This window comes from Phreatobacter oligotrophus (assembly GCF_003046185.1).
Lineage (GTDB): Bacteria > Pseudomonadota > Alphaproteobacteria > Rhizobiales > Phreatobacteraceae > Phreatobacter > Phreatobacter oligotrophus.
Genome location: NZ_PZZL01000004.1, coordinates 190,869 through 215,559 on the forward strand (window position 1 = coordinate 190,869; position 24,691 = coordinate 215,559).

The 24,691-nt window shown below is 69.3% G+C and carries 29 protein-coding genes; 4 read left to right on the plus strand and 25 right to left on the minus strand.

Features of this window, described 5'->3' with window-relative positions:
* The first annotated feature begins 142 nt into the window (after positions 1 to 142).
* Complete coding sequence (locus tag C8P69_RS10705) at positions 143 to 1,231, plus strand: malate/lactate/ureidoglycolate dehydrogenase (protein WP_108176928.1); 1,089 nt, start codon at positions 143 to 145, stop codon at positions 1,229 to 1,231.
* A 3-nt stretch (positions 1,232 to 1,234) separates the two neighbouring features.
* On the opposite strand, the gene C8P69_RS10710 is transcribed toward C8P69_RS10705, so the two are convergent.
* Positions 1,235 to 2,038 (minus strand): crotonase/enoyl-CoA hydratase family protein, encoded by an 804-nt coding sequence (locus C8P69_RS10710; RefSeq protein WP_108176929.1) that lies wholly within the window; start codon positions 2,036 to 2,038, stop codon positions 1,235 to 1,237.
* An 11-nt stretch (positions 2,039 to 2,049) separates the two neighbouring features.
* On the minus strand, positions 2,050 to 2,514 hold the full coding sequence (locus C8P69_RS10715) for a PaaI family thioesterase (RefSeq protein ID WP_108176931.1): 465 nt from the start codon (positions 2,512 to 2,514) through the stop codon (positions 2,050 to 2,052).
* Between the two features lie 85 nt (positions 2,515 to 2,599).
* Between C8P69_RS10715 and C8P69_RS10720 the strand changes: the two genes are divergently transcribed.
* A complete protein-coding gene (locus C8P69_RS10720; RefSeq protein ID WP_108176933.1) occupies positions 2,600 to 2,962 on the plus strand; it encodes a hypothetical protein in 363 nt (120 codons plus the stop codon).
* A 4-nt stretch (positions 2,963 to 2,966) separates the two neighbouring features.
* Here the strand turns inward: C8P69_RS10720 and C8P69_RS10725 are convergent, their stop codons facing one another.
* The 7 genes from C8P69_RS10725 to C8P69_RS10755 all read right to left on the minus strand — a co-directional run bounded on the left by C8P69_RS10725 (position 2,967) and on the right by C8P69_RS10755 (position 9,777).
* Positions 2,967 to 4,286: a TRAP transporter large permease gene (locus C8P69_RS10725; RefSeq protein ID WP_108176935.1), complete on the minus strand. Its 1,320-nt coding sequence runs from the start codon at positions 4,284 to 4,286 to the stop codon at positions 2,967 to 2,969.
* Positions 4,283 to 4,777: a TRAP transporter small permease gene (locus C8P69_RS10730; RefSeq protein ID WP_108176937.1), complete on the minus strand. Its 495-nt coding sequence runs from the start codon at positions 4,775 to 4,777 to the stop codon at positions 4,283 to 4,285. Before C8P69_RS10730 ends, C8P69_RS10725 begins: the two co-directional genes overlap by 4 nt.
* A 22-nt stretch (positions 4,778 to 4,799) precedes the next feature.
* Positions 4,800 to 5,867, minus strand: coding sequence for a TRAP transporter substrate-binding protein (locus C8P69_RS10735; RefSeq protein ID WP_108176939.1), 1,068 nt, complete (start codon positions 5,865 to 5,867; stop codon positions 4,800 to 4,802).
* A gap of 176 nt (positions 5,868 to 6,043) precedes the next feature.
* On the minus strand, positions 6,044 to 7,564 hold the full coding sequence (locus C8P69_RS10740) for a UxaA family hydrolase (protein WP_108176941.1): 1,521 nt from the start codon (positions 7,562 to 7,564) through the stop codon (positions 6,044 to 6,046).
* A gap of 103 nt (positions 7,565 to 7,667) precedes the next feature.
* A complete protein-coding gene (ureG, locus tag C8P69_RS10745; RefSeq protein ID WP_108176943.1) occupies positions 7,668 to 8,288 on the minus strand; it encodes an urease accessory protein UreG in 621 nt (206 codons plus the stop codon).
* Positions 8,289 to 8,354: 66 nt separating this feature from the next.
* On the minus strand, positions 8,355 to 9,119 hold the full coding sequence (locus tag C8P69_RS10750) for an urease accessory protein UreF (protein WP_245901984.1): 765 nt from the start codon (positions 9,117 to 9,119) through the stop codon (positions 8,355 to 8,357).
* Positions 9,040 to 9,777 (minus strand): urease accessory protein UreE, encoded by a 738-nt coding sequence (locus C8P69_RS10755; protein WP_108177501.1) that lies wholly within the window; start codon positions 9,775 to 9,777, stop codon positions 9,040 to 9,042. Before C8P69_RS10755 ends, C8P69_RS10750 begins: the two co-directional genes overlap by 80 nt.
* 96 nt (positions 9,778 to 9,873) lie before the next feature.
* Between C8P69_RS10755 and C8P69_RS10760 the strand changes: the two genes are divergently transcribed.
* The gene (locus C8P69_RS10760) at positions 9,874 to 10,977 is read left to right on the plus strand and encodes a DUF2252 family protein (RefSeq protein WP_108176945.1); all 1,104 of its coding nucleotides are present in this window, start codon (positions 9,874 to 9,876) and stop codon (positions 10,975 to 10,977) included.
* Here the strand turns inward: C8P69_RS10760 and ureC are convergent.
* The 6 genes from ureC to C8P69_RS10790 are packed head-to-tail and all read right to left on the minus strand — an operon-like array spanning position 10,962 to position 15,083.
* The gene (ureC, locus tag C8P69_RS10765) at positions 10,962 to 12,677 is read right to left on the minus strand and encodes an urease subunit alpha (protein ID WP_108176946.1); all 1,716 of its coding nucleotides are present in this window, start codon (positions 12,675 to 12,677) and stop codon (positions 10,962 to 10,964) included. The two genes, C8P69_RS10760 and ureC, sit on opposite strands and share 16 nt — an antisense overlap.
* A 22-nt stretch (positions 12,678 to 12,699) precedes the next feature.
* A complete protein-coding gene (locus tag C8P69_RS10770) occupies positions 12,700 to 13,005 on the minus strand; it encodes an urease subunit beta (RefSeq protein ID WP_108176948.1) in 306 nt (101 codons plus the stop codon).
* Positions 13,002 to 13,253 (minus strand): DUF1272 domain-containing protein, encoded by a 252-nt coding sequence (locus C8P69_RS10775; protein ID WP_108176950.1) that lies wholly within the window; start codon positions 13,251 to 13,253, stop codon positions 13,002 to 13,004. Before C8P69_RS10775 ends, C8P69_RS10770 begins: the two co-directional genes overlap by 4 nt.
* A 23-nt stretch (positions 13,254 to 13,276) precedes the next feature.
* The gene (locus C8P69_RS10780) at positions 13,277 to 13,861 is read right to left on the minus strand and encodes a HupE/UreJ family protein (RefSeq protein WP_108176952.1); all 585 of its coding nucleotides are present in this window, start codon (positions 13,859 to 13,861) and stop codon (positions 13,277 to 13,279) included.
* Between the two features lie 37 nt (positions 13,862 to 13,898).
* A complete protein-coding gene (locus C8P69_RS10785; protein WP_108176954.1) occupies positions 13,899 to 14,201 on the minus strand; it encodes an urease subunit gamma in 303 nt (100 codons plus the stop codon).
* A gap of 9 nt (positions 14,202 to 14,210) precedes the next feature.
* Complete coding sequence (locus C8P69_RS10790) at positions 14,211 to 15,083, minus strand: urease accessory protein UreD (protein WP_245901985.1); 873 nt, start codon at positions 15,081 to 15,083, stop codon at positions 14,211 to 14,213.
* 274 nt (positions 15,084 to 15,357) lie between these two features.
* Between C8P69_RS10790 and C8P69_RS10795 the strand changes: the two genes are divergently transcribed.
* Entirely contained in the window at positions 15,358 to 15,552 is a 195-nt protein-coding gene (locus C8P69_RS10795) for a hypothetical protein (RefSeq protein WP_108176955.1), read from the plus strand.
* A gap of 3 nt (positions 15,553 to 15,555) precedes the next feature.
* On the opposite strand, the gene pssA is transcribed toward C8P69_RS10795, so the two are convergent.
* The 10 genes from pssA to C8P69_RS10845 form a co-directional block, all read right to left on the minus strand.
* Positions 15,556 to 16,401, minus strand: coding sequence for a CDP-diacylglycerol--serine O-phosphatidyltransferase (gene pssA, locus C8P69_RS10800; protein ID WP_108176957.1), 846 nt, complete (start codon positions 16,399 to 16,401; stop codon positions 15,556 to 15,558).
* A 31-nt stretch (positions 16,402 to 16,432) separates the two neighbouring features.
* A complete protein-coding gene (locus C8P69_RS10805) occupies positions 16,433 to 17,134 on the minus strand; it encodes a phosphatidylserine decarboxylase (RefSeq protein ID WP_108176959.1) in 702 nt (233 codons plus the stop codon).
* Positions 17,135 to 17,203: 69 nt separating this feature from the next.
* Positions 17,204 to 18,058, minus strand: a complete 855-nt coding sequence (gene tatC / locus C8P69_RS10810; RefSeq protein WP_108176961.1) for a twin-arginine translocase subunit TatC — start codon at positions 18,056 to 18,058, stop codon at positions 17,204 to 17,206.
* Positions 18,055 to 18,669, minus strand: a complete 615-nt coding sequence (tatB, locus tag C8P69_RS10815; protein WP_170118207.1) for a Sec-independent protein translocase protein TatB — start codon at positions 18,667 to 18,669, stop codon at positions 18,055 to 18,057. The genes tatC and tatB overlap by 4 nt, the downstream gene beginning before the upstream one ends.
* 73 nt (positions 18,670 to 18,742) lie before the next feature.
* Entirely contained in the window at positions 18,743 to 19,045 is a 303-nt protein-coding gene (locus C8P69_RS10820) for a twin-arginine translocase TatA/TatE family subunit (RefSeq protein WP_108176965.1), read from the minus strand.
* Positions 19,046 to 19,141: 96 nt separating this feature from the next.
* A complete protein-coding gene (locus C8P69_RS10825; protein ID WP_108176967.1) occupies positions 19,142 to 20,251 on the minus strand; it encodes an ABC transporter ATP-binding protein in 1,110 nt (369 codons plus the stop codon).
* Entirely contained in the window at positions 20,248 to 20,964 is a 717-nt protein-coding gene (scpB, locus tag C8P69_RS10830) for an SMC-Scp complex subunit ScpB (RefSeq protein ID WP_108176969.1), read from the minus strand. The genes C8P69_RS10825 and scpB overlap by 4 nt, the downstream gene beginning before the upstream one ends.
* A gap of 12 nt (positions 20,965 to 20,976) precedes the next feature.
* Positions 20,977 to 21,804, minus strand: a complete 828-nt coding sequence (locus tag C8P69_RS10835; protein ID WP_108176971.1) for a segregation and condensation protein A — start codon at positions 21,802 to 21,804, stop codon at positions 20,977 to 20,979.
* Positions 21,805 to 21,853: 49 nt separating this feature from the next.
* The gene (gene nagZ, locus C8P69_RS10840) at positions 21,854 to 22,918 is read right to left on the minus strand and encodes a beta-N-acetylhexosaminidase (protein ID WP_108176973.1); all 1,065 of its coding nucleotides are present in this window, start codon (positions 22,916 to 22,918) and stop codon (positions 21,854 to 21,856) included.
* Between the two features lie 7 nt (positions 22,919 to 22,925).
* Positions 22,926 to 24,659 carry an SPOR domain-containing protein gene (locus tag C8P69_RS10845; protein ID WP_108176976.1) on the minus strand — a complete coding sequence of 578 codons (1,734 nt, stop codon included), beginning with the start codon at positions 24,657 to 24,659 and terminating at the stop codon, positions 22,926 to 22,928.
* Positions 24,660 to 24,691 lie beyond the last annotated feature (32 nt).

The window sequence follows — 24,691 nt, forward strand, 5'->3', positions numbered from 1 at the left end:
CGGACTCCTTGGGGGTGCCAGAGCCTAGACCCGCCGCTTGACGAATTGGAAGCGCGGCCCGTGCAAGGCCACTCCCCCGCCCGCGCGCTAGGCGCGGGACGCGACGCAGGCCATGATCGCGCCAACGATAAAGGAGGATCCCATGGCTCTGGTCGATGCCGATCGGCTCAAGGCGCTCGTCGCCACCATCTTCGAGAAGGCGGGCTGCGATGCCGACGAGGCGCGGCGCATCGGCAACTACCTCACCGAGGCCAACCTGACCGGCCATGACAGCCACGGCGTCGCCCGCGTGCCGCGCTATGTGGACTGGCTGAAGGAGGGCCGGGTCGAGGCCGGCAAGAGCGTCACGGCGGTCGTCGACACGCCCGCCATCACCGTGCTCGACGGCCATTACGGATTCGGCCAGACGGTGGGCCCGCAGGCCGTGCGCATCGGCATCGAGAAGGCCAAGAAACATGGCCTCTCCGCCGTCGCCCTGCGCAAGGCCGGCCATCTCGGCCGCATCGGCGATTTCGCCGAAATGGCCGCGGCCGAGGGCCTCGTTTCCATCCATTTCGTCAATGTGGTCGGCTCGATCCTCGTCGCGCCCTATGGCGGCGTCGACAGGCGGCTTTCCACCGCGCCCTATTGTGTCGGCGTGCCGCGGCCGGGCGCCCCGCCGCTCCTGCTCGACTTCGCCACCTCGCTGGTGGCCGAGGGCAAGGTTCTCGTCGCCTCGCTCGGCGGCAAGCCGATCCCCGGCGATGCGCTGATCTCGCCGGACGGGACCAAGAGCAACGACCCCGCCGTGCTCTACGGGCCCTACCCCCAGGGCCCCGGCCCGCGCGACCCGATGAACGGGCCCGGCGCCATCCGCGCCTTCGGCGAGCACAAGGGCTCGGGCCTTGCCTTCATGTGCGAGATCCTCGGCGGCGCGCTGACCGGCGCCGGCGCCACGGGGCCGGACAAGCGTTTCTGCAACGGCATGATGTCCATCTACATCGACCCGAAGGTGGTCGATCCCGACGGCTTCTTCCCCGGCGAATGCGCGGACTACGTCGCCTATTACAAGAGCGCAAAGCCGGTGGAGCCCGGCGGCGAGGTGCTGGTGCCGGGCGAGGCGGAGACGCGCGCGCGGGCGAAGAAGCAGGCGGAGGGCGTGCCGCTCTCCGATGGCACCTGGGACGCCATCGCCGCCACCGCCGCGTCGCTGGGCATCGGCGACAACGTCATCAAGGCGGCGCTGCGCTGAGCCTCAGATCGCGCCGAAATCGCCACCGCGGCCCTTGCCGGACGCAAAGCGCCCGGCGCCTGCAATCCCCTCCTCCACCGCCATGGCGGCGGAGGTGCGCCATTCGTTCCGCAGAGCCTCCGGCATCGGCAGGTCCCACTGGGCGAGGGCGGACGAGCGGTCCGCCCTGAGGCACCCTTGCGGGAATCGCGCGATGTCATGGGCGAGCGCTTCCGCCGCCTCGCGCGACTGGCCATGCGGCACCACCCGGTCCGCCAATCCGATACGCAGGCACTCCTCCGCCTCGACCTTGCGGCCGGTGAGGATCAGGTCCATCGCCCTGCCCTGCCCGACGAGCCGCGGCAGGCGCACCGTGCCGCCGTCGATCAGCGGCACGCCCCAGCGCCGGCAGAAGACGCCCATATAGGCGTCCTCCTCCATCACCCTGAGGTCGCACCACAGGGCGATCTCCATGCCTCCTGCGACGGCCGGCCCGGCGATCGCGGCGATGACCGGCTTGGACAGGGAAAGGCGCGTCGGCCCCATGGGGCCTCGCGGCCAGTCGGCATCGCCCTCGGGAATGTCGAGGTCGCCGCCAAACGGCGTGCCGCCGGGAGCCTGGGCCGCGTGCTTGAGGTCGAACCCGGCGCAGAAGGCGCCGCCCGCGCCCCAGATGACACCGACGCTCGCCGTCTCATCCGCCTCGAAGGCGAGCAGCGCCTCGGTCAGCGCCACCGCCCCTTCCGGGTTCATGGCGTTGCGCGCGGCCGAGCGCGTGCGGATGAAGGTGACGACGGGGCCGGAGCGTTCGACGATCAGGTCGGTCATGACGGGGTCCTTCAGTCGACGATGCCGGGGCTGTCCACCACCATCATGGTGGCGGTCATCAGGGCGACGAGCTTCCGCTCGCCCTTGGTTTCGGCAAAGCACTCGCCGAGCGTCACCATGATCGTCTTGCCGGGACGAATGACCTTGCCGACGCCGAGGAACCGGTCGCCCTTGCCCGGCGACATCAGGTTCATCTTGAACTCCACCGTCAGCACGCCGGTGCCCTTCGGCATCAGGCTCATGGCGGCAAAGCCGCAGGCATTGTCGACGAGGGCGGTGAGCGCACCGGCATGGACGAAGCCGTGCTGCTGCAGGATATGCGGGGCGAAGGGCATGGCCATGGTAACCTCGCCGGGCGCCAGCGCCTCAAGTGTCACCCCGAGGGTCTGCATCAGCGGCTGCCGGGCGAAGCTGGCGCGTCCCCGCAACTCCCAGTCGGGATCGCGAGGCTGATGTGCGCTCCGGTGGGCAGCCATGCACAGGTCCTTCGTTACAAAGCCCTCGGACCATCGCAGACTGCGTCAAACCGCCACAAGCCATCCGGTCGGTTGAGGTCCCCCGTTGTTCCACCTGTATTTCCCCCGCTTCACCGAAGCCGCCTTCCGGGCCTCGGCCGTCTCCGCCACCACGGCGGTCGCCGCTTCCGTGACGATCGCCCACCGCATGATGCTGATGTCGGACCCGACGGCCTGGACGGCGGGAACCCACAGGGAAGCCCTGCGGATGGTGTCGGAGAAGCTCGACGCGATCACCGAGGGGAGCCTCGAGGCCGCCGCGGAGGCTGGCCGTCTGGCGCTGCGCGGCGCCACCGGCGCGCTCACCTCCGACGATGTTGCCCATGGCCTGCTCGCCATCGGCGTCGCCGCCACCAAGCCGGCAGTGCGCGCGGCCCGCGCCAATGCCACGCGGCTGAGCCGCCGCTGAGACTTTAGCTCAGGAGGTTCACCAGCCAGAGCGCCAGCGCCGGGAAGGCCACCACGAGGCCGAGCCGCAGCACGTCCGCCATCACGAAGGGGATGACGCCGCGATAGGTCGACAGGACCGGCACGTCACGGGCGATGGCGGAGATGACGAAGACGTTGAGCCCGATGGGCGGGGCGGTGAGGCCGATACCCACCACCATCAGCACGAGGATGCCGAACCAGATGGCGATGTCGTCGGGCATCATGCCGAGGTCGAGCGCCGTCACGATGGGGAAGAAGATCGGCAGCGTCAGAAGGATCATGGCGAGCTCGTCCATGACCCCGCCGAGGATGATGTAGAAGACCAAGAGGCCGACGATGACGCCATAGGGCGGCAGGCCGGACTGGGTGACAATCTCGGCGGCCAGCGTCGGCAGTTGCGACAGGGCGAGGAAGCCGTTGAACACCTCGGCGCCGAGCAGGATGATGAAGATCATCGCGGAGGTCTCGGCGGTCTGGATGAGCGACTCGCGGATCTCCGCCCAGCCGAGGCTGCGCTGCAAAATCCCCACCGCCAGCATGGCGATACAACCGACCGCAGCGCCTTCGGTCGGCGTGAAGATCCCGCCATAGATGCCACCGACGACGGTCACGGCGATGAGCATGACCGGCCAGACGCCCACCACCGCCCGCCAGCGCTCGGCCCAGCCGACCCGCTCCACGGCAGGGCCGGCCTTCGGATCGAGGCGGACCATGATGGCGATGACGATGCAGTAGAAGACGGCGGCCATCAGGCCGGGGATCAGCGCCGCCATGAACAGCTTGGCGATGTTCTGCTCGGTGGTGATGGCATAGACGACGAGGATGACCGAGGGCGGGATGAGGATGCCGAGCGTGCCGCCCACCGCGATCATGCCGGTGGCGAAGCCCTGGTCGTAGCCGTAGCGGCGGAACTCGGGGAGCGTCGCCCGCCCGAACGTGGCGGTGGTGGCGACCGACGAGCCGCAAATGGCGCCGAAGCCCGTGCAGGCGCCGATCAGCGCCATGCCGAGCCCGCCGCGACGATGGCCGAGGAAGCTCGCCGCCGCCCGGAACAGCGCCGTCGACAGGCCCGATTTCTCCGCCAGCGCCCCCATCAGCACGAAGAGCGGGATGACCGACAGCGTGTAGTTGGCGAAGAGGTGGTAGGGCGTCGTCTTCATGTAGTTGAGGAAGATCGGCACGCTGGTGAACCAGACATAGCCGAGCGACCCCGCCGTCAGCATGGCGAGCCCGATGGGCATGCGCAGGACGAGGAGGACCAGCATCCCGGCAAAGCCGAGAGCGGCGACGGCAGCTCCGCTCATGACGGCTCCTCCGACAGGCGCCTGGCCGAGACCAGGGTCACGCCCGCCAGCACGAAGGCCATGAGGCCGGTGGCGAGGATCGCCCAGCCGATGGGAATCGCGAGCACCATGGAACTGGTGCGCGAGGCGATGGCGTCGAGGCCGCCGACGATGAGCCGCCAGCCGATCAGCAGCGCGAAGGCGGCGTAAAGCACGTCCCAGAGCCGGTCGAGGCCGCGGTTGAACCATGCCGGCGTGCGCAGGGTGAAGGTGTCGACGAAGACATTGCCGCGCTTCAGCTGGCAGAGCGGCAGGAAGGCGAAGACCGCCACGGCGGTGGCGATCTGCACCATCTCGAAATCGCCCTTCACGCCGGACGTGAACAGCCAGCGCAACACGACGGAGGTGGTGACCATGGTGGCCGCCGCCAGCATGAACAGCCCGCCGAAAATGGCGAGCCCGCGCGCCACGCGATCGACCAGCGCGGGCGGCGGTGCCGCGCCGCCCGTCATGTCCCCGTCCCCCGCCACAGCGTCACGCCGCCATGTGCTTGGCGACGGCGGCGCGCACGTCGTCGACGATCTTCTGGCCGTCGAGGCCGCGATCCTTCACGGCGCGGATCCAGGCCTCCTCGACCGGCTTGGTCGCGGCCCGCCACTTGGCGGCCTCGTCCTCGGCGAGCACGGTGATGGTGTTGCGCGAGCGGCCCTTGACCATCTCGCTCACCGCCCGGCCGCGCTCGTCCCACATCTCGCCGGCCATGACGGCCGCGGGCATGCCGGAATTGTCGTCCATGACCTTCTTCAGGTCGGCGGGCAGGCCCTCGTACTTCGCCTTGTTCATCGCGAGGATGAAGGTCGCGGTGTAGAGGGTCGGCGATCCCGGGATCTCCGTGTGGTGGTTCACGAGCTCGTGCAGGCGGAGCGCCGGCACGACCTCCCACGGCACCACGGCGCCGTTGATGACGCCCTGCGCGAGAGCCTCCGGCACCTGCGGGATCGGCATGCCGATGGCGGTGGCGCCAAGCGCCCGCAGCGCCTCGCCCGCCTGGCGGGTCGGGAAGCGCAGCTTCAGGCCCTCGAGATCGGCCTGGGTGCGCACCTGCTTGTTGGAGTGGATGAGGCCGTGGTCATGCGCCCAGAGGCAGAGCGGCTGGACCTCGGAATATTCCTTGTAGAAATGCGTCGGCCCGAGCTCGGCCATGACCTTGGAATTGGTGACGCCGCGCTTGCCCCCGATGAAGGGCAGTTCCATGGCCTCGGTCGCCGGGAACCGGCCGGGCGTGTTGCCGGGAAGCGTCCAGACGATGTCGGCGACGCCGTCGCGGGCCTGGTCGAAGAGCTGGGGCGGCGCGCCGCCGAGCTGCATCGACGGGAAGATGTCGATCTTGATGCGGTTGCCCGAGGCCTCCTGCACCTTGCGCGACCAGGGCAGCAGAAAGCGCTGGTGGGCATTGGAGACCGGCGGCAGGAAGTGGTGCAGGCGCAGCGTCACCTGCGGGGCCTGGCCCCAGGCGACCCGCATCACAGCGGGGGTGGCGACAGCGGCGCCGATGGCGGTGAGGGCATGGCGACGCGTCAGCGTCAGGCGGCTGGATGTCATGGGCATTCCTCCTCAAATCGTCCCTGGAAGGCCTTGCGGCCGGCGCCTTGGCGGCGTCTTGGTCAATCAGTTGGGACGATAGCGACAGGCGTGCACCGCCCGCAACCGATTTGGTTGGATATCCAACTCAATCGGCCTTCGCAGGAATGCGGATGCCAGCGGGTCCGCCCTGGCCGTCACATGGTCGCGCCGATCTGCCACGGGACAAACTCGTTGTCGCCGTAGCCGAGCAGTTCCGACTTGGTCTTCTCGCCCGAGGCGGTCCTGAGGATCAGCTCGAAGATCGCCTGGCCCTTCTCCTCCAGCGACACGCCGTCGAGGACATCGCCGCAGTTGATGTCCATATCGTCGGTCATGCGGGCATAGATGTCGGAATTGGTGGCGAGCTTGATGGAGGGCGTCGGCTTGCAGCCATAGGCCGAGCCGCGGCCGGTGGTGAAGGTGAGCACGTTGCAGCCGCCGGCGACCTGCCCCGTCGCCGCGACGGGGTCGTAGCCGGGCGTGTCCATGTAGACAAAGCCATTGCGGTCGATCTTCTCGGCATAGTGATAGACGCCGCGCAGCGTCGTCGAACCGCCCTTGGCGGCAGCCCCCAGCGACTTCTCGAGGATGGTGGTGAGCCCGCCCGCCTTGTTGCCGGGCGAGGGATTGTTGTCCATCGAGCCCTCGTGCTTGGCGGTGTAGCCCTCCCACCAGTGGATGATGTCGACCAGCTTCTCGCCGACCGCCCGGCTTTCGGCCCGCCGCGTCAGCAGGTGCTCGGCGCCATAGATCTCCGGCGTCTCCGAGAGGACCGCCGTGCCGCCGTGGCGGACGAGAATGTCGACCGCCTTGCCGAGCGCCGGATTGGCGGTGATGCCCGAATAGCCGTCGGACCCGCCGCATTGCAGGGCGAGGCAGAGTTCGGAGGCCGGCAGCGTCTCGCGCTTGGCGGCATTGACCAGCGGCAGCATCTCGCGGATCCGCGCGACGCCGGCCTCGATGGTCTTCGCGGTGCCGCCGGTCTCCTGGATCGTCATGGTCTGGAAGCGCGGGCCGGGCGCGATGCCGTAGTCCTTCATCAGCCTCGGGATCTGGAAGACCTCGCAGCCAAGGCCGACCAGGAGCACCGCCGAGACATTGGGGTTGGTGGCATAGCCCCAGATGGTGCGCTCGAGGATCTCATAGCCAAGCCCCTCGCCCGCGAGGCCGCAGCCCGTGCCATGGACGAGCGGGATGACGCCGTCGACATTCGGGAATTCCGCCAGCATGCCCGACCGGTTCACCGCCTCCGCCATGAACCGCGCGACGGAGGCCGAGCAGTTCACCGAGGTGAGGATGGCGATGTAATTGCGCGTGCCGGCCCGGCCCTTTTCGCGCCGAAACCCCTGAAAGGTCGCGCGCTCGGCCAGCGGCAGCACATCCTCGGGGCGTGCATCCGCGGCAAAGGCGTAGTCGCGCTCGAAGGCGGCGAAGGCGCAGTTGTGGGTGTGGACCCAGTCGCCCGGCGCGATCGGCACCGAGGCAAAGCCGATGATCTGGCCATATTTGACGATGGGCTCGCCGACGGCGACGGGCTTCGTCGCCATCTTGTGGCCCTTCATGACCCGCGCCGCCGCCGTCACCCCGTCGACGCGCTTGCCGGCATCGATCATGTCGACCGCGACGACGACATTGTCCTCCGCGGCGAGGCGGATGAAGCGGGGTTGGGTGGTCATGGGGCGCTCCCGGCAGTGCGGCCCTTGGGGCCGTCATGGCCGGGGATCATGGCCTTTCAAAGGACCTAAGAAAAGGCCTGGACGCGCCGCCTCCCCTCACCGTTCAGCGGGAGCCAAGACCGCCCTTCTCGCGCACGAAGCGCGCCACCGCATCGACGCCGTCGCCGGTCTTGATGTTGGTGAAGACGAAGGGCCGCTGGCCCCGCATCTTCTTCGAGTCCCGGTCCATATTGTCGAGATTGGCGCCGACGAGCGGAGCAAGGTCCGTCTTGTTGATGACGAGGAGATCGGAACGGGTGATGCCCGGCCCGCCCTTGGACGGGATCTTCTCCCCCGCCGCCACGTCGATCACGTAGATGGTGATGTCGGCAAGCTCGGGCGAGAAGGTCGCCGCGAGGTTGTCGCCGCCCGATTCGATCAGGATCAGGTCGAGCTCAGGGAACTTCTGCCGCATCTCCGCCACCGCCGCGAGATTGATCGAGGCGTCCTCGCGGATGGCGGTGTGCGGGCAGCCGCCGGTCTCGACGCCCATGATGCGCTCGGTCGGAAGCGCGCCGGAGCGCATCAGATATTCGGCATCCCACTTGGTGTAGATGTCGTTGGTGATCGCAGCGATCTCGTAGTCCTGCCGCAGCGTCTTGCAGAGCGCATCCATCAGCGCCGTCTTGCCGGAGCCGACCGGTCCGCCAATGCCGACGCGAAGGGGGCCGTGGGGAGAGGGCATGGTCATGTCCTTGTTTGATGGCACGATCTGATCCGAAAACCGGTATCCACTTTTCGGGATCGTGCCTCAGCTCCTGAAAAGACGAGTGTACTGGGTTTCATGGCGCATGGACGCAAGGTCCGAGCGCAGCGCATGGCCGCCGATGGCATCGAGCGCGAGACTGCGGGCAACGCCCGCCGTTGCGCCGACGACAGGCTCCAGCGCCGCAAGCGCGCGCTGCCCGTCGGTCTGGCCGAGCGGCACGAGGCGAACGGCCGCGGAAATGAGATTGGCGGCCACTGCATGGAGAAAGGCATGCACGGCCGTCGCCTCGGCGATGCCATGGGCCGCAGTCGCGGCGCCGACGGCCACCGGATAGGCCACAGGCCCGTCCCAGGCGCCGCGGACGAGGGCGAGCGGCGCGGCCGGCCAGGCGGCTTCCGTTGCCGCCATGAAGGCATTGCCCTGCGCCGTGGTCTCCAGCCGCCGCTCCTTCGAGGGCTGGAAGGCGAGCGCCAGTTCCGCCACCGCGGCGAGGGCCGCAGCATCGCCCGCCGACACGGCGCGGTGGGCATGGGCGCAGAAGGTCGCGTCGGCCACGCCCGACCCCTCCTCCAGGACGACGGTGAGCCAGCCCACGAGGCTCTTGAGGTCGGTGATGTCGCCCGTCTCCACCGCCCATTCGAGGCCATGGGAATAGCTGAAGGCGCCCACCGGATAGGCGGGCGACATCCAGGCAAGCAGGCGATAGAGCGCCGCGGCGGCGGCCGTCTCAGCCATGCTTGTGGTCGTGGCCGTGGTGATGGCCATGACCATGGGCATGGTCGTGGTGGTCGTCGTGATGATGGTCATGGCCACAGCCGCAGGACTCGTCATGGACGTGGCCCGGGCTGGTCACCGCCAGCACGTCCCGCGGCTTGGGGGCATGGGAGTGCCCGTGATCGTGGGAATGACCATGATCGTGGGAATGGCCGTGATGATGATGGCCATGGGAATGGCCATGGTCATGCCCGTGGTCGTGCGCGTGCGAATGACCGTGACCGTGCGAATGACCATGGTCGTGGCCGGTCACCGGGCCGTAGCCATAGGCCCCGCCCTCCGGATCAAACGGCGCCTCGATGGCCACCACCCGCGCGCCGAGACCCCGCACCATGTCCTCGATCACGTGGTCGCGGCGGATCCTGAGGCGATTGCCCATGATCTGGGTGGGCAGGTGCCGGTTCCCGAGGTGCCAGGCGACGCGAACCATGTGGTTGGGATCGCTGGTGCGGATCTCTGCCAGCGGTTCGGCGGCGGCGACGACCAGCACGACGCGGCCGTCCTCGAGCTTCAGGCCGGCATCCGAGATAAGCGGTACGGCCTCGGCGAGGTCGAGCAGGAAGGCGGTGCCCTCGACGCCTTCCATCGCCATGCGGCGGCGATGGCGGTCGTCGTAATCGAGCACGACGCGGTCGATGACCGCGGTCTCGGGAAAGGATTTCGGCGGCAGGACGTCGGTGGCGCGGATCATGGCGCAGTTGTCCTGCATCCCGGCCGCCGTCGTCAACCATCCGGACTTGCGGCCAAAGCGCTGCAGGAGCAGCTTTCCACCGCGGGAGGATAGGCCATGCAGGACTTTCCCCAATCGATGAAGGCCTATGAGGCCTGGCTGAAGCAGGCGCTCGGCGGCGTGGTCGATCGTTCCGGCTTCACCCGCAAGCGCAAGAAGATGGCGGAGGGGCCCTTCCCCTTCCTGCGCGGCACCTATTGGCGCTACGCGGAGACCCTTCTCGTCGATTGCCCCGAGATCGCCAAAGCGCCGCCGATCCTCGCCGTCGGCGACATCCACGCGGAGAATTTCGGCACCTGGCGCGACGCCGAGGGTCGCCTCGTCTGGGGCGTCAACGATTTCGACGAGGCGGCGCGGATGCCCTATGCCGCCGATCTCGTGCGCCTCGCGACCAGCCTGGTCCTTGCCGGCCATGAGAGCACCCGCGGCGTGAAGACGGTCTGCCGTGCCCTGCTCGCGGGCTACCGCGAAGGCCTGGATGACCCGCAGCCCATCGTCATCGAGAGCGACTATGGCTGGCTGCGCAAGGCGGTGATGCGCAGGCGGGGCGAGCGCAAGGCCTTCTGGGAGAAGATTGCGGGGCTGCCTTCGGGCCGCCCGCCCGCCGGCTGGCGCGAGGCGCTCGCCGCCTCCATGCCCGAACCGCGCCTGCCCATGACAATCGGTCCGCGCCTTGCCGGAACCGGCAGCCTTGGCCGCCCGCGCTATGTGGCGGTTGCGACCTGGCGGGGTGGCCCGGTCGTCCGCGAGGCCAAGGCGCTCGTCCCCTCCGGCTGGTCCCTCGTCCACAAGCCGCGCGACACCACGCTGAATCTCAATACGATCGCCGGCGGCGCCTACCGGGCGCCCGACCCGCATTACGGCGAAACGAATGGCGTGCTGGTGCGCCGGCTCTCGCCCAACAACCGCAAGATCGAGGTGGAGACGGGCCTCGCGGTGATGCTCAGCCCGCGCCTCATCCACCTGATGGGGCGGGACCTCGCCGCCTGTCACGCGGGCGATACGGCCCGGACTGGCGCCGTTCGCAAACACGCGGCAACACTGGAGGTGGCGGTCCTCGCCGCCTGGGTCGAGGCGGCCAAGGCGCGGGTCATGGACGACCACGCCGCCTTCATGGCGGCGCTCGCCCGGCGTTCAAAGACGGCTCAGAAGAGGAAGTAGCGCTGCGCCATCGGCAATTCCTTTGCCGGCTCACAGGTCAGCAGCTCGCCGTCCGCCCGCACCTCGTAGGTCTCGGGATGGACCTCGATATGCGGCGTGGCGCTGTTGTGGATGAGGCTCTTCTTGGAGATGCCGCCGCGCACATTCTCGACGGGGAGCACGATGCGCTCCAGGCCGAGCTTCTCGTGCACGCCGCGCTCATAGGCCGCCTTGGAAACGAAGGTGACCGAGGAGGCCGTCATCGCCTTGCCGAAGGCACCGAACATCGGCCGGTAGTGCATGGGCTGCGGCGTCGGGATGGAGGCGTTCGGATCGCCCATGGGCGCCGCCGCAATCGTCCCACACTTGATGACCAGCGCCGGCTTCACGCCGAAGAACTTCGGCTCCCACAGGCAGAGATCGGCGAGCTTGCCGACCTCGATCGAGCCGATGTGCTTCGACAGGCCATGGGCGATGGCCGGGTTGATCGTGACCTTGGCGATGTAGCGCTTCACCCGGAAATTGTCGGCGCCGGTGCCGACATCCTCAGGCAGGGTGCCGCGCTGCACCTTCATCTTGTGGGCGGTCTGGAAGGTGCGGATGATCACCTCGCCGATGCGTCCCATGGCCTGGCTGTCGGACGCCATGATGGAGAGCGCGCCCATGTCGTGGAGGATGTCCTCCGCGGCGATCGTCTCCTTGCGGATGCGGCTCTCGGCGAAGGCGACGTCCTCGGGGATCGAGGGCGACAGGTGGTGGCAGACCATGAGCATGTCGAGGTGTTCCTCGATCGTGTTCACGGTGTAGGGCATGGTCGGATTGGTCGAGGACGGCAGCACGTTCTCGACCATGGCGACCTTGATGATGTCCGGCGCATGGCCGCCGCCCGCGCCCTCGGTGTGGAAGGCGTGGATGGTGCGGCCCTTCAGCGCCGCGATGGTGTCATCGACGAATCCGCTCTCGTTGAGCGTGTCGGTATGGATCATCACCTGGATGTCGTGGTCGTCGGCAACGCTCAGGCAATTGTCGATGGCCGCCGGCGTCGTGCCCCAGTCCTCGTGCAGCTTGAGGGCGCAGGCGCCCGCCTCGATCTGCTCGACGAGAGCATCGGGCAGCGCCGCATTGCCCTTGCCGGCAAAGGCGAGGTTCATCGGGAAGGCTTCCGCCGCCTGGAGCATCCGCGTGATGTGCCAGGGGCCGGGCGTGCAGGTGGTGGCCGTCGTGCCGGAGGCCGGGCCCGTGCCGCCGCCGAGCATGGTGGTGAGGCCCGCCATCAGCGCGTCGTCGATCTGCTGCGGGCAGATATAGTGGATGTGGGTGTCGATGCCGCCGGCGGTGAGGATCTTGCCCTCGCCGCCGATCGCCTCGGTGCCCGGCCCGATGATGATGTTGACGCCCGGCTGGACGTCGGGATTGCCGGCCTTGCCGATGGCGTGGATGCGGCCTTCCTTGAGGCCGACATCGGCCTTCACGATGCCCCAGTGGTCGATGATCAGGACATTGGTGATGACCGTGTCGACGGCCCCCGCCGCATTGGTGATCTGGCTCTGGCCCATGCCGTCGCGGATCACCTTGCCACCGCCGAACTTCACCTCCTCGCCATAGATCGTGAAGTCCTTCTCGACGGCGACGAAGAGCTCGGTATCGGCGAGGCGCACCCGGTCGCCGACCGTCGGCCCGAACATGTCGGCATAGGCGCCGCGGGTCATCCTGTAGGGCATGGAATTCTCCTGAAGGGACCGCTCAGAGCTTGCCCATGACGGATTGCCGGAAACCGTAGACGGTGCGCGCGCCCTGGTAGGGCACCAGCGTCACCTCACGGGTCTGGCCAGGTTCGAAGCGCACCGCCGTGCCCGGCGGGATGTCGAGGCGCATGCCCCTCGCCTTCTCGCGGTCGAAGGACAGGCCGGGGTTCGTCTCGAAGAAATGGTAGTGCGACCCGACCTGGACGGGCCGGTCGCCGGTGTTGGAGACGGTGAGGACGATCGAATTGAGCCCCTGGTTGAGCTCGATCGTGCCCTCGGCCGGGATGATCTCACCGGGTGTCATGGCGTAGCTCCGGCACAGCCCTGGGGCTTGAAGACGCGGGTGGTGGAGGCGGGAAAGCGGGCGAGCTTGGCGGCAGGCCGGATGGGCCGCCGCACCAGTTCCCCGCCACAGTTCGGGCAGGCCCCGCCGAGCTTCTGCGTCGCGCAATCGGCGCAGAAGGTGCACTCGAAGGTGCAGATCATCGCATGGGTCGTGTCCGGCGGCAGGTCGCGGTCACAACATTCGCAGTTCGGGCGAAGATCCAGCATGAGGGCCTCCCGGCGAGATCGCGTCAGAACAGGCGGACGGCGAGAACGACACCGGCGACGGCCGTCAGGCCGCCTGCCGCCCGCACCACCAGCGGCTGCGTCATCCGGCCGGCCATGACGGTGAGGCCGAGGCCCGCGCCGTGGAGCAGCACGGTCGCCAGCGTGAAGCCGCCGGCATAGGCAAGCCCCGAGGCCGCGGCCGGGATTTCCGTGCCATGGGCATGACCGTGGAACAGGCCGGCCAGCGCCGCGAGCCCCATGCCGACCGCAAGGCTCGGCCGCACCGCCAGGGCCGCGGCAAGACCGATGACGATGACCGAGGCGACGATCCCCTGCTCGACCAGCGGAATGGAAAGGCCCGCCATGCCGAGTGCGCCGCCCAGCACCATGGCGGCGACGAAGCTCGCCGGCCAAAGCCACATGGCGCGTCCACCGGCAAGGCCGGCCCACAGGCCGATGGCGACCATGGCCAGGAGGTGATCGAGGCCGCCGAGCGGATGCAGGAAGCCGGAGGCGAAGGCGTGGCTGTGCGGCAGGCCCGGATGGGCCTCCGCGACACCTGCGAAGGCGAGGACGGCGGGAAGTGCAAGAGCGATGGCGCGGCGCATGGCAGACCTCGTGGAGACAGGCATCAGCAGATAGGCATCAACGAATGGGATCATGGACGGTGACGAGCTTCGTCCCGTCCGGGAAGGTCGCCTCGACCTGGATGTCGTGGATCATCTCGGCGATGCCCGCCATCACCTGGTCGCGGCGCACCACATGGGCGCCGGCTTCCATGAGATCGGCGACCGAGCGGCCGTCGCGGGCGCCCTCGACGACGAAATCGGTGATCAGAGCGATGGCCTCGGGATAGTTGAGCTTGACGCCCCGCTCGAGCCGGCGGCGCGCCACCATGGCGGCCATGGCGACCAGCAGCTTGTCCTTTTCACGCGGCGAGAGATTCATCGGCCTTCCTCAGCAGGACCACACGCGCGGCAGGGGGCCGTGCAGGTGCTCCAGTATGTCCACAAGTCCGGTACGCATGGCAAAGGGGTCGCGGGCAAGCAGCCGCAGCGACAGCATGCCGTCGAAGCCGCTGACCCCCGCCTCCACGCCACGCTCGCAGAGAGCCTCGGTCCGTTCGCGCACGGTATCGACCCGCTGCTCCGCATCGGCAGCCACCAGAACGAGGCTCGCTGCGGCGATCGCGCCGGCGGCACAGGCCTTGGCATCGAGCCTCGCGGCGACCGCCCCGTCGAACCGGAGCCCCTCGGCATAGACGAGACGCCCGCCGCGGCGGATGCGCCAGCGGTCGAAGAGGCGGCCGGTGGCGACGCTCTCGCCGCGGGCGAGCCGTCCGAACACCACGCTCTCCACCGCGAGCACGGTTGAGTCGGCGGCCATGGTGATGTCGAGGCTGCGGTCGAGGGCCGAGCCGTCGAAGAGGATGGCCTCCTGCGGCAGCCAGGCCATAGAGGCGCCCTGCCCCACGCGGATCGCGGTCGAAAAGGTGCCGACGGCGCCGGAGGAGCGGTAGACCTTCTCGGCCGCCTGGCTGGTGACGACGGCGCGCGTGCCCTCGCCGGCATCGATGTCGAGCGTGAACCGGTCGCCGCCGGTGATGCCGCCCGCCGTGTTGATGACCACCGCCTCCAGCGGCGCTCCGGGCTCCACCCGCGGCATGCGGATGCGCAGGCCCGCCTCCTGGTAGCAGGTCATGACCGCTGTGCGGCCGTCACGCAGGGCGAAGCCGAGGCGACCCACGCCATGCGCCCGCTGCATCGTCGCGCCCGCGGACCGCCAGGCGAACACATCCCCCGCAGCCGCGGAGGCATGGTCGGCCAGCATCGACGGATCCCCCTTGGAGCACCGATCTTGAAGAGCGGCCCCGGCCCTCGCAAGCACAGAAAATGGGCAGATCGGGCATCGGCCTGAACAAAACTAAGGCCAGCCAGAATCACCGAAAAACAGCATGTTTTCTGTGGGAACTGGCAGGTGGTTACCGCGTATTAACCTCAGCCAGGGACGATCGTCGCGTCACGTGCATCGCATCCCCCCGGGAATCGTTTCCGTCCCGATGGCGCGGGTCCTCCCTCGCCGCGGCGGAAACCAGGAGACGACGATGATGCCACAGCCCGCCCTTGCCGATCCCGACCTCGCCCGCAGGCGAGCGGACATGGCCGATCCCATGGTGGCGGTCCTCGGGACCGATCGCGCCATCACTGATTCCGAAGCGCTGGCGTTGCTGCGCCGCCGCTACCCCCATGTCGCCCTGTGCGAGCGGGTCGCAGCCGTCGGCCGCTGGCGCCGCGGGTAAGGCTCAGGCCGGCGGCGGGGCCGAAGAGGCCTCTGCGGCGGACGCACGCTTCGCCTCTTCCTCCTCGCGGGCAAGGCGCCGGGCCTGCATCGCCACCGGCGCCAGCGAGACGAGATAGGCGATGGAGCCGACCGCCAGCACTTCCCAGGGATAGCTGAACAGCAGCGCCACCAGGGCGATGGCGATGACGAAGAGCGGCAGCACGCGTTCACGCGGGATTTGGGCGCCGAGCTTCTTGCCGGAAAAGACCGGGACCCGCGACACCATCAGCAGTGCGATGAGCACCGTATAGGCGGTCGCCACGATCGGCGGGCTGAGCAGGTTCGGCAGGCCGCTGCGCTCCAGATAGATCGGCAGCAGCAGCAGGATGGCCCCGGCCGGGATCGGCACGCCCGTGAAGTAGTTGGCCATCCAGGCCGGTGCGTTCGGATCCTCGATCTGCACATTGAAGCGGGCGAGGCGCAGGGCGCCGCAGATGGAGAAGACCAGCACCGCGATCCAGCCGATCGGGCCAGCCTGGTGCATGCCCCAGAGATAGAGGATCAGCGCCGGCCCTGCGCCGAAGCTGACGAAATCGGCGAGGCTGTCGAGCTCGGCGCCGAATTTTGACGTGCCCTTCATCAGCCGCGCGATCCGCCCGTCCATGGAATCGAGGATCGCCGCCAGCAGGACGAGATAGACCGCGAAGTCGAACTTCCCCTCCAGGGCCATGCGCATGGCGCTGAGGCCAGCGCACAGCGCCAGCAGCGTGATCAGGTTCGGGATCAGCAAGCGCAGCGGCACCGGCCGGAAGCGCCGGCGCGGCGGCTCGTTGTTGTCCGGGGTGAACGTCTGGAAAAGCGAGGCCATGCCGCCAGCCTAGTGCAAAGGGACCGCCGCGTCAGCCGATGCGGACGATGCGCTGCGGTTCGCTGGAGGTCATGTCGGCGAGCACGGTCTCGCCGGCAATGGCGCGCTGGCCTTCGGCGACCAACGGCTGCGCCCCTTCCGGGAAATAGACATCGACGCGCGAACCGAAGCGGATCATGCCGAAGCGCTCGCCGGTGGCGAGCGGCTGGCCCTCGCCAACCCACCAGACGATGCGGCGGGCGAGCAGGCCGGCGATCTGCACCACGCCGAACGTGCCATAGGCGGAGCGGATGACGACGCCGTTGCGCTCATTGTCCTCCGACGCCTTGTCGAGGTCGGCATTGATGAACTTGCCGGGGCGATAGGCGAGCTTCTCGATCGTGCCGCCGATCGGCGCGCGGTTCACGTGGCAGTCGAAGACCGACATGAAGATCGACACCCGCAGCATCGGTGCGGCCCCGAGGCCGAGCTCCGCCGGCGGAACGACGCGCTGGATCATCGAGACGCGGCCGTCGGCGGGCGAAATGACAAGGCCGTCACGCGCCGGCGTGACGCGCACGGGGTCGCGGAAGAAATAGATCACCCACACGGTCAGCGCGAGCATCGGCCAGGTGAGCCAAAGGCCCCACCAGGCGAAGACGAGCGTTGCCACGGCGGCGATGGCGATGAAGGGATAGCCCTCGCGATGGACGGGGACGAGAACCGTCGAACGGACGCTGTCGATGATGGACATGGGGTCTCCCCGGAACGGATATGCCGCCGCAGGGCGTCCCCGGCGGCGGCGAGAGGAATGGGTGTCGCGTCAGGCGGCCGGCGCTGAGGTGCTGCCGTCGTCCTCCGAGGCCGGATTCTCGGCGGCGCGCTTCTTCTCGATGCGGCCGACGATCAGGATGCCGATCTCGTAGAGCCCGATGAGCGGAATGGCCAGCGACAATTGGCTGATGACGTCCGGCGGCGTCAGGACCGCGGCGACGACGAAGGCAATGACGATGAAATAGCGACGCTTCTCGCGCAGAAATGTCGTGTCCACCACGCCGATCTGGCCCAATAGCGCGATGATCACCGGCAGCTGGAACGAGATGCCGAAGGCGAAGATCAGCGTCATGATGAGGCTGAGATAGTCCTCGACGCGGCCGAGATACTGGATGGCCGTAGCCGTATCGCTCGGCGCCTGCTGCATGCCGAGCGAGAAGAGCATCAGCGCCCGCATCACGAAGACCAGCACGAAGATGCCGCCGGTGAAGAAGCAGATCGGCGTCCAGATCAGATAGGGCCGGAACGCATCCTTCTCGTGGCTGTAGAGGCCGGGCGCGACAAACTTGTAGAACTGCACGGCGATCAGCGGGAAGGCGAGGAAAGCCCCGCCGAACATGCCGATCTTCAGCTGGGTGAAGAAATACTCCAGCGGCGCAGTGTAGATGAGCTTCACCTCGGTCCGCGGGATCTTCAGGTAATCGGCCGCCCATTCGTAGGGCAGCACGAGGATCTGGAAGATCTGCTTGGAGAAGATGAACGAGATGATGAAGCAGGCGATGAAGCCGAGCATGGCCTTGATCAGCCGCGAGCGCAGCTCGATCAGATGCTCGATGAGCGGCGCCTTGGAGGCCTCGATGGCCGCCTCGTCCGCCTTGATCCTGTCGTCGGACGTCGCGGTCATGCGTCGGTCTTCTTGGCGCCGGGCTCGCTGGCCGGCGGCGCGGGGGGCGTTGCAACGGCTTCAGCCGGCGCGGCGGGCGCCGGCATGGCCATGAAGCCGGACGGCGGGTCCACCGGCGCGGCGCCGATCACCGGCGATGCCGCCGGCGGTGCGGCCGAGGCGGGGGCCGGCGAGGCGAAAGCGGCAGGCGGGTCGGCAGGCTTGAACGCCGCCTGGATGGCGGCGGGATCGGCGGTGTAGCTCGGCGGCGCAGGGATGGCCTGCGCCAGCGGATCGGGCATGGTCGGTCCGATCGTGCCCGGTGCCGGCTGGCCCTTGAGCTCGTCGACGGTCGACTTGATCTGCTCGCGGGCATAGTCGATCGGGTTGAAGGTCGAGGTCGGCGTCGTGTTCACCGCCTCGGTGACGCTGTTGATCGACGACTTGACCTTGTCGACCTCGGCTTCCTGCAAAGCCTGGTTGAACTGGTACTGGAAGTCGGACGCCATGCGCCGCATCTTGGCGAGCGCCTGCCCGAGGCCACGAAGGACGCCGGGAAGCTCCTTCGGGCCGATGACGACCAGCGCCACCACGCCGATCAATGCGATTTCGCCCCAGCTCAGATCGAACATGGCCATTCACCGTGCGCGTGACGCGGGTTACCGGAACCGGTCCCCCGGCGCCGCGGACGCTGCTAAAGATGCGTCAGCCGACCTTCGGGGCCGGAGCCGGATTGTGGTCCGGAGCGGGGGCCGTCGGGGCAGGCTGCGGGGCGACGGGAGCCGGAGCAGGCTGCGGCGCGGTCGCCGGGGCAACCTGGTGGTCGATGGTCGAGGCAGGCGTCGTGACCGGCGGCGTCTCGGGCTTGTCCTCCTCGGCGAGGCCCTTCTTGAAGGCCTTGATGCCCTTGGCGGCGTCGCCCATGAACTCCGAGATCTTGCCGCGGCCGAACAGCAGCAGCACCACGATGGCGACCAGAATCCAGTGCCATGCGCTAAACGTACCCATCATCAACTCCTCAAGCCCTGTGGCGCCGACGTTTCCCCTGGGGTCCCGTGGCACTCAGCGTTCCGTGCGGCCCAGAACCGTCCGTTGGCTGCGAAACTATGCGCCGGGTGCGGCAAAAACAAGGACCTCAGCCGCGGTAACGTCGACACCAACGTCGCGCCCCGGGGCGAGCCCCTCGCCGGAGCGGACGCGCGCCTTGAGCGGCGCATCGAGCCCCTGCACCGCAATTTCGAGCAATTCCACCTCGCCGAGGAAGCGGCGAGAGACCAGACGGCCGGGAACGCACATGCCGGCGGGCTTCGGCGTGATCGATTGCGGCCGGATCGCGGCCACGGCGGAGGCCCCTTCCGCAAGTCCGGGCGCGGCGAAATATCCCACCGGCGTGACGAGCCGTCCGGCCCGCACGACGCCCGGGACCTCGTTGACGTCCGAGAAGAAGCGCGCCGTGTCGAGATCGGCCGGCGCGCGATACAGGTCGGAGGGCGTGCCGATCTGGGCGATGCGGCCGCTGCGGAGCAGCACGATCCGGTCGGCCATGCGCATGGCCTCTTCCGGATCATGGGTGACGACGATGCAGGTGGCGCGCGTCTCGCGCATCACCGCGAGCGTTTCGTCGCGGATCGCGTCGCGCAGGCGGCTGTCGAGCCCGGAAAAGGGCTCGTCCATCAGCAGGATGCCCGGCCGCGGCGCGATCGCGCGCGCGAGCGCCACGCGCTGCTGCTCGCCACCCGAGAGCGTGTGCGGATAGTCCTCGGCATGCTTGTCGAGCCCGACGCGGCTGAGCGCCAGGCGCGCCGCCTTCTCGGCCTCGGCCTTTGGCAGCGCCTTCAGGCCGAACATCACATTGGCGAGATTGGTGAGGTGGGGAAACAGCGCGAAATCCTGGAAGACCAGGCCGACCCCGCGCCGCTCCGGCGGAATGAACGCGTCGGGCCCCGCCACCTCGCGGCCGTCGATGGTGACCCGCCCCGACAAGGGCCTCTCGATGCCCGAGGCGATGCGCAGGAGCGTGGTCTTGCCGCATCCGGAGGGGCCGAGCAGGCAAACGACCTCGCCGGGCGCCACCGCCAGCGAGATGCCGTCCAACGCCCTCACCTTCCCATAGCCGTGCACCACGTCCTCGAAGGCGAGCGAGGCCGCGATCGACGTGCCGGCAGTGCCGCGGCGTCCCCACCGCGACACGGTCTCCATGAAGGAGTTGCTCATCGGCTCTCCTGGTCGGGGACCGGCGGCAGGCCGAAATCGAGCTCCGGCCCGTCGTCCGGCTCCTCATCGTCGCGCAGGCCGACATCATCGTTCGGAACCGGCACGCGGAAGTTCGGCGGCAGACGGCCGTCGAGCATGCCGGCGGCCTTGAGGTCGTCGAGGCCCGGCAGGTCGGCAATGGCGTCGAGGCCGAAATGGTCGAGGAAGGCGGGCGTGGTGCCGAAGGTCACGGGACGGCCGGGCACCTTGCGGCGGCCACGGATGCGCAGCCAGCCGGTCTCCAGCAGCAGGTCGATCGTACCCTTGGCGACCGTGACACCGCGGATCTCCTCGATCTCCGCCCGCGTCACCGGCTGGTGATAGGCGACGATGGCGAGGGTCTCGAGCGCGGCGCGCGACAGCTTGCGCTCCTCGGTCGTCTCCCGGTGCAGGAGGAAGGACAGGTCTTCGGCCGTGCGGAACGCCCATTTGCCGGCGACGCGCACCAGATTGACGCCGCGCGAGGCGTAGAAGGCCTGCAGCGTCATCAGGATGGATGTGAGATCGGCGCCGCGCGGCAGCCTTTCGGCGAGCGCCGCCTCATCCAGCGGCTCGGCGGCGGCGAAGAGCAAGGCCTCGACAATGCGCAACTGTTCGACCGGCCCGTCGACGATGCCGACGGGGGCCCCCAGTTTCAGCTGGGACGGTTCGGGACTGTCGCGCTCCTCGCCCATGGGCCGCTTCTATCACGTCCCCGGCGGGTTGGAAGGCGGCTCGCCGCGGCGCTTTCGCATCATCAGCGGGCCGAGCGGACGGTCCTGGTGGACCTCCAGCACGCCCTCGCGGACGAGTTCGAGGCTCGAGGCGAAACTCGAGGCGAGCACTGTCGCACGCTTGTCGGGGGTGACGAGGTAGTCGATCAGGAAGGCGTCGAGCGGCGTCCAGTCGAGTGTCGCGCCGATCAGCCGCTCGAGGATCTCGCGGGCCTCGGCGAGCGACCAGACCTTCCGGTGCTCCATCCGGACATGCGACAGCGCCGTCTTCTGCCGCTGCTGCGCATAGGCCGTGAGCAGGTCATAGAGCGTCGCGTCCCAACGCTTCGCCGCCAGCGCCACGATCGGCTCGGGATCGCCCCGGCCGAAGACGTCGCGGCCGAGCCTGTGGCGCGTCATCAGCTTGGAGGCCGCATCGCGCATGGCCTGGAGGCGCTGCAGGCGGAAGGCGAGAACCTCGGCGAGCTCCGTGCCGGTCGGCTCGTCGCCCTTGCCCGTCTCGGGGATCAGCAGGCGCGACTTGAGATAGGCGAGCCAGGCGGCCATGACGAGATAATCGGCCGCAAGCTCGAGGCGCATCTTCCGCGCCTCCTCGATGAAGCCGAGATACTGGTCGGCGAGCGCCAGGATGGAGATGCGCGACAGGTCGACCTTCTGGCTGCGCGCCAGCGCCAGCAACATGTCGAGCGGCCCCTCGAAACCGTCGACATCGACGACGAAGGCAGGCTCCGAGGCGCTGCGCTCCACCGCCCCCTCGAAGGGCAGGACATTGTCGCCGAAGCTCTGGGGAGGTCGCGCCATCACCTGATCCGCGCCGGCCCGGTGCCGGCTGGCCCCATCCTAGCCCAGGTCACACGCTCAGCGCATGGTCCGCGGCAAAAGCTGTGGACGACGCCGCGCTCGCGCGCGCGAGGACGTCGGTGAACCGCGCCAGCGCCTCGGCGCGGTCGAGAGGCTCCGGGGCGTGGCGGATCCTGGCGAGAGCGGCCCTGGCGCGGCGGGCGGCGAGCCCTGACAGCGCCCTCGCCTCCCCGGCGATGTCGCGCATCTCGTCGAGCTTGCCGTTGCAGTGGAGGACGACGTCGCAGCCGGCCCGGTACGAGGCGCGCGCCCGCTCGGCGAGGCTGCCCGCCAGCGCCTTCATCGACAGGTCGTCGGTCATGACAAGGCCGTCATAGCCGATGGCGCCGCGCACGATCTCGCGCATCACCCGGCGGGATGTCGTTGCCGGGCTCTTCGGATCGACGGCCGTGTAGACGACATGGGCCGTCATCGCGAGCGGCATGTCGGTGAGCGTCGCGAAGGGCAGGAAGTCGGAGGCGGCGAGCTCCTCGCGCAACGCCGTGACCACCGGCAGGTCGAAATGGCTGTCGGCCCCTGCCCGCCCATGCCCGGGAATGTGCTTCACCACCGGCAGCACACCGCCGGCGAGGAGCCCTTCGGCCATGGCGCGGCCGAACTGCGCCACGGCCGCCGGGTCGGTGGCGAAGGCGCGGTCGCCGATGACGTCATGGGCGCCGGCCACGGGCACGTCGAGAACCGGCGCGCAGTCCACCGTGATCCCGACATCCAGGAGATCGTGGGCCAGCAGCCGCCCGCCGAGCCGCGCCATCTCGCGGCCGACCAGCGGATCATTGGCGGCGATGCGGGAAAAGGCACGCGCGGCCGGGTATTTTGGCCAATGCGGGGCGGTGAGCCGCTGCACGCGCCCGCCCTCCTGGTCGACGAGCACCGGCGCATCGGCCCGGCCGACGGCCGTCCGGAAGTCGGAGGTCAGGCGGCGGATCTGGTCGGGGTCGGCGCAGTTGCGCCGGAAGAGGATCAGCCCCCAGGGATCGAGGTCACGAAAGAACGCGGCCTCTTCATGGGTCAGCTCCGTCCCGGCGCAGCCGAGGATGAGGGCCGTGGTGGCCATGCCCGGATCAGTTCAGGACGCAGGAACCACCGGAGCCGCGCAGCTGCTCGCAGAAGCTCTGCGCTTCGGACCGCGAGAAGGGACCGACGCGGACGCGATGCCAGGTGCCGCGACCGGGAATCTCCGCGGACCGGATATTGAGGCTCTGGCCCTGGAGCAGCGGGAAGCGGCGCTGGGCGGAGGCAAAGGCGGACCGCGCCTCGGCCTCGGACTGGTGCGAGGAAATCTGCACGAAGGTGCCTCCGGAGCCCGCAACGGCGGCCGGCGCCGGCGAAGCGGTGCTGGCGGCGCGGACCGAAGCGGTCTGCTGCGGCCCAAGGTCCAGCGGACGAGCGGCAACCGGCGCCGGCGGAGCGGCGCGGACCGGCTCGACCGAGGTGGTGGTGGTCGCGGCAGGCTCTGCCCGGGCGACGCGGATCGTCTGCACCGGACGCGGCGGCGGCATCGGCGTACCGGCCGAGGCGGGAGCGGCAGCCGGGCGGCTGTCGGCCGCGGCAAGGCGCGGCGGGGCGGCAGGCACGTTGGACACGGGAACGACCGAGAGCGAGGTCTCGGAGGGACGCGGCGCGGGCGCCGCCGACGGCGTCATGATGCTGCCATCCGGGCCGACCTGGACGGTGCGGACGCGGCGCGGCTCCTCGGCACGGGCCGCCGGAGCCGGGACCGGCGCAGGAGCGGCAACGGGAGCCGGCGCAGCGGCGACAGCCTGGCGGGCCGCCGCATCGGGCGACGGCACCAGCGGAATGATGCGGGCGGGAACCGGCGGCTCCTGCACCTGGGCGGCCTGCTCGCGGGCGCTGACCGGACGCTCCTCGCGCACAACGACGCGCTCGCCCTGGGCCACGCGGTCGGTCACCGGCTTGGGATCCTGGGCCTGCTGGGCCGCGACACGCACCGGCGACTGGTCGGCGCGGATGACGCGCGGTTCGCCACCGACGCCACCGCCGCCGGACATGGCGCGGTAGCCGTAGACACCGCCGCCGCCGAGAACGGCAAGACCAACGATCGCGGCGATGGCCGTGACGCCGGCGCGGCGGCGCCGCGGCGGAGCCTCGTCGACTTCGTCGGCATAGGCGTAGCGGCCATCGGAGGCAGCCGGCGCCGCCTGTGCGGGAGCAGCATAGGAGGACGGGGCGGCGGAGGCCTCCTGACGGGCGGCCTGCTGGCCCGGCCGCATCGCGTAGGCGGCAGCCCCGAGGGCGACAGCCGCACCGGCGCCGGCCGCCACATAGGCACCGGCGGGCATGCGCCCGTTCTCGTCCGACGCCGCGAAGGAGCGGCCGAATTCTTCGTGCAGGCGACGGTCGAGCTCGTCGTGGGCGGCCGCCTCGCCATGCCACAGCTCGTGCGAGCCGCGCAGCTCGTCGATGGGCTCCTCGGCATAGTCCTCGTCGGCCGCGGCCTCGCGATGCTTCGCCAGCTCCGCCTCGAGATCCTCCCAGTCGATGCCCTCTTCCGCCGCAACGCCGCGCAGCGGCATCGCCGGCAGGTCATAGGTCTCGTCAGCCTCGGCCTGCTCGTCGGCGGCCTCGGCCTCCGGCGCCTCAAAGACCGGCTCGGCGCGGGTCCGGGCGATCGACTTCAGGAGATCGGAATAGGTGTCGTCCTGCCCCATGATGCGGGCGAGGTCGGCAAGCGGATCACCGCCCTGACGGCCCACAGCGGCAGGCTCGCGATCGCGGGCGTCGCGGTCATAGGCGTCGTAATCGCGATAGCTACGCAGACTGGTCTCGTTGGCCATGGGCCCCGCCGTCGGTGGGCGCCGCTGGAACG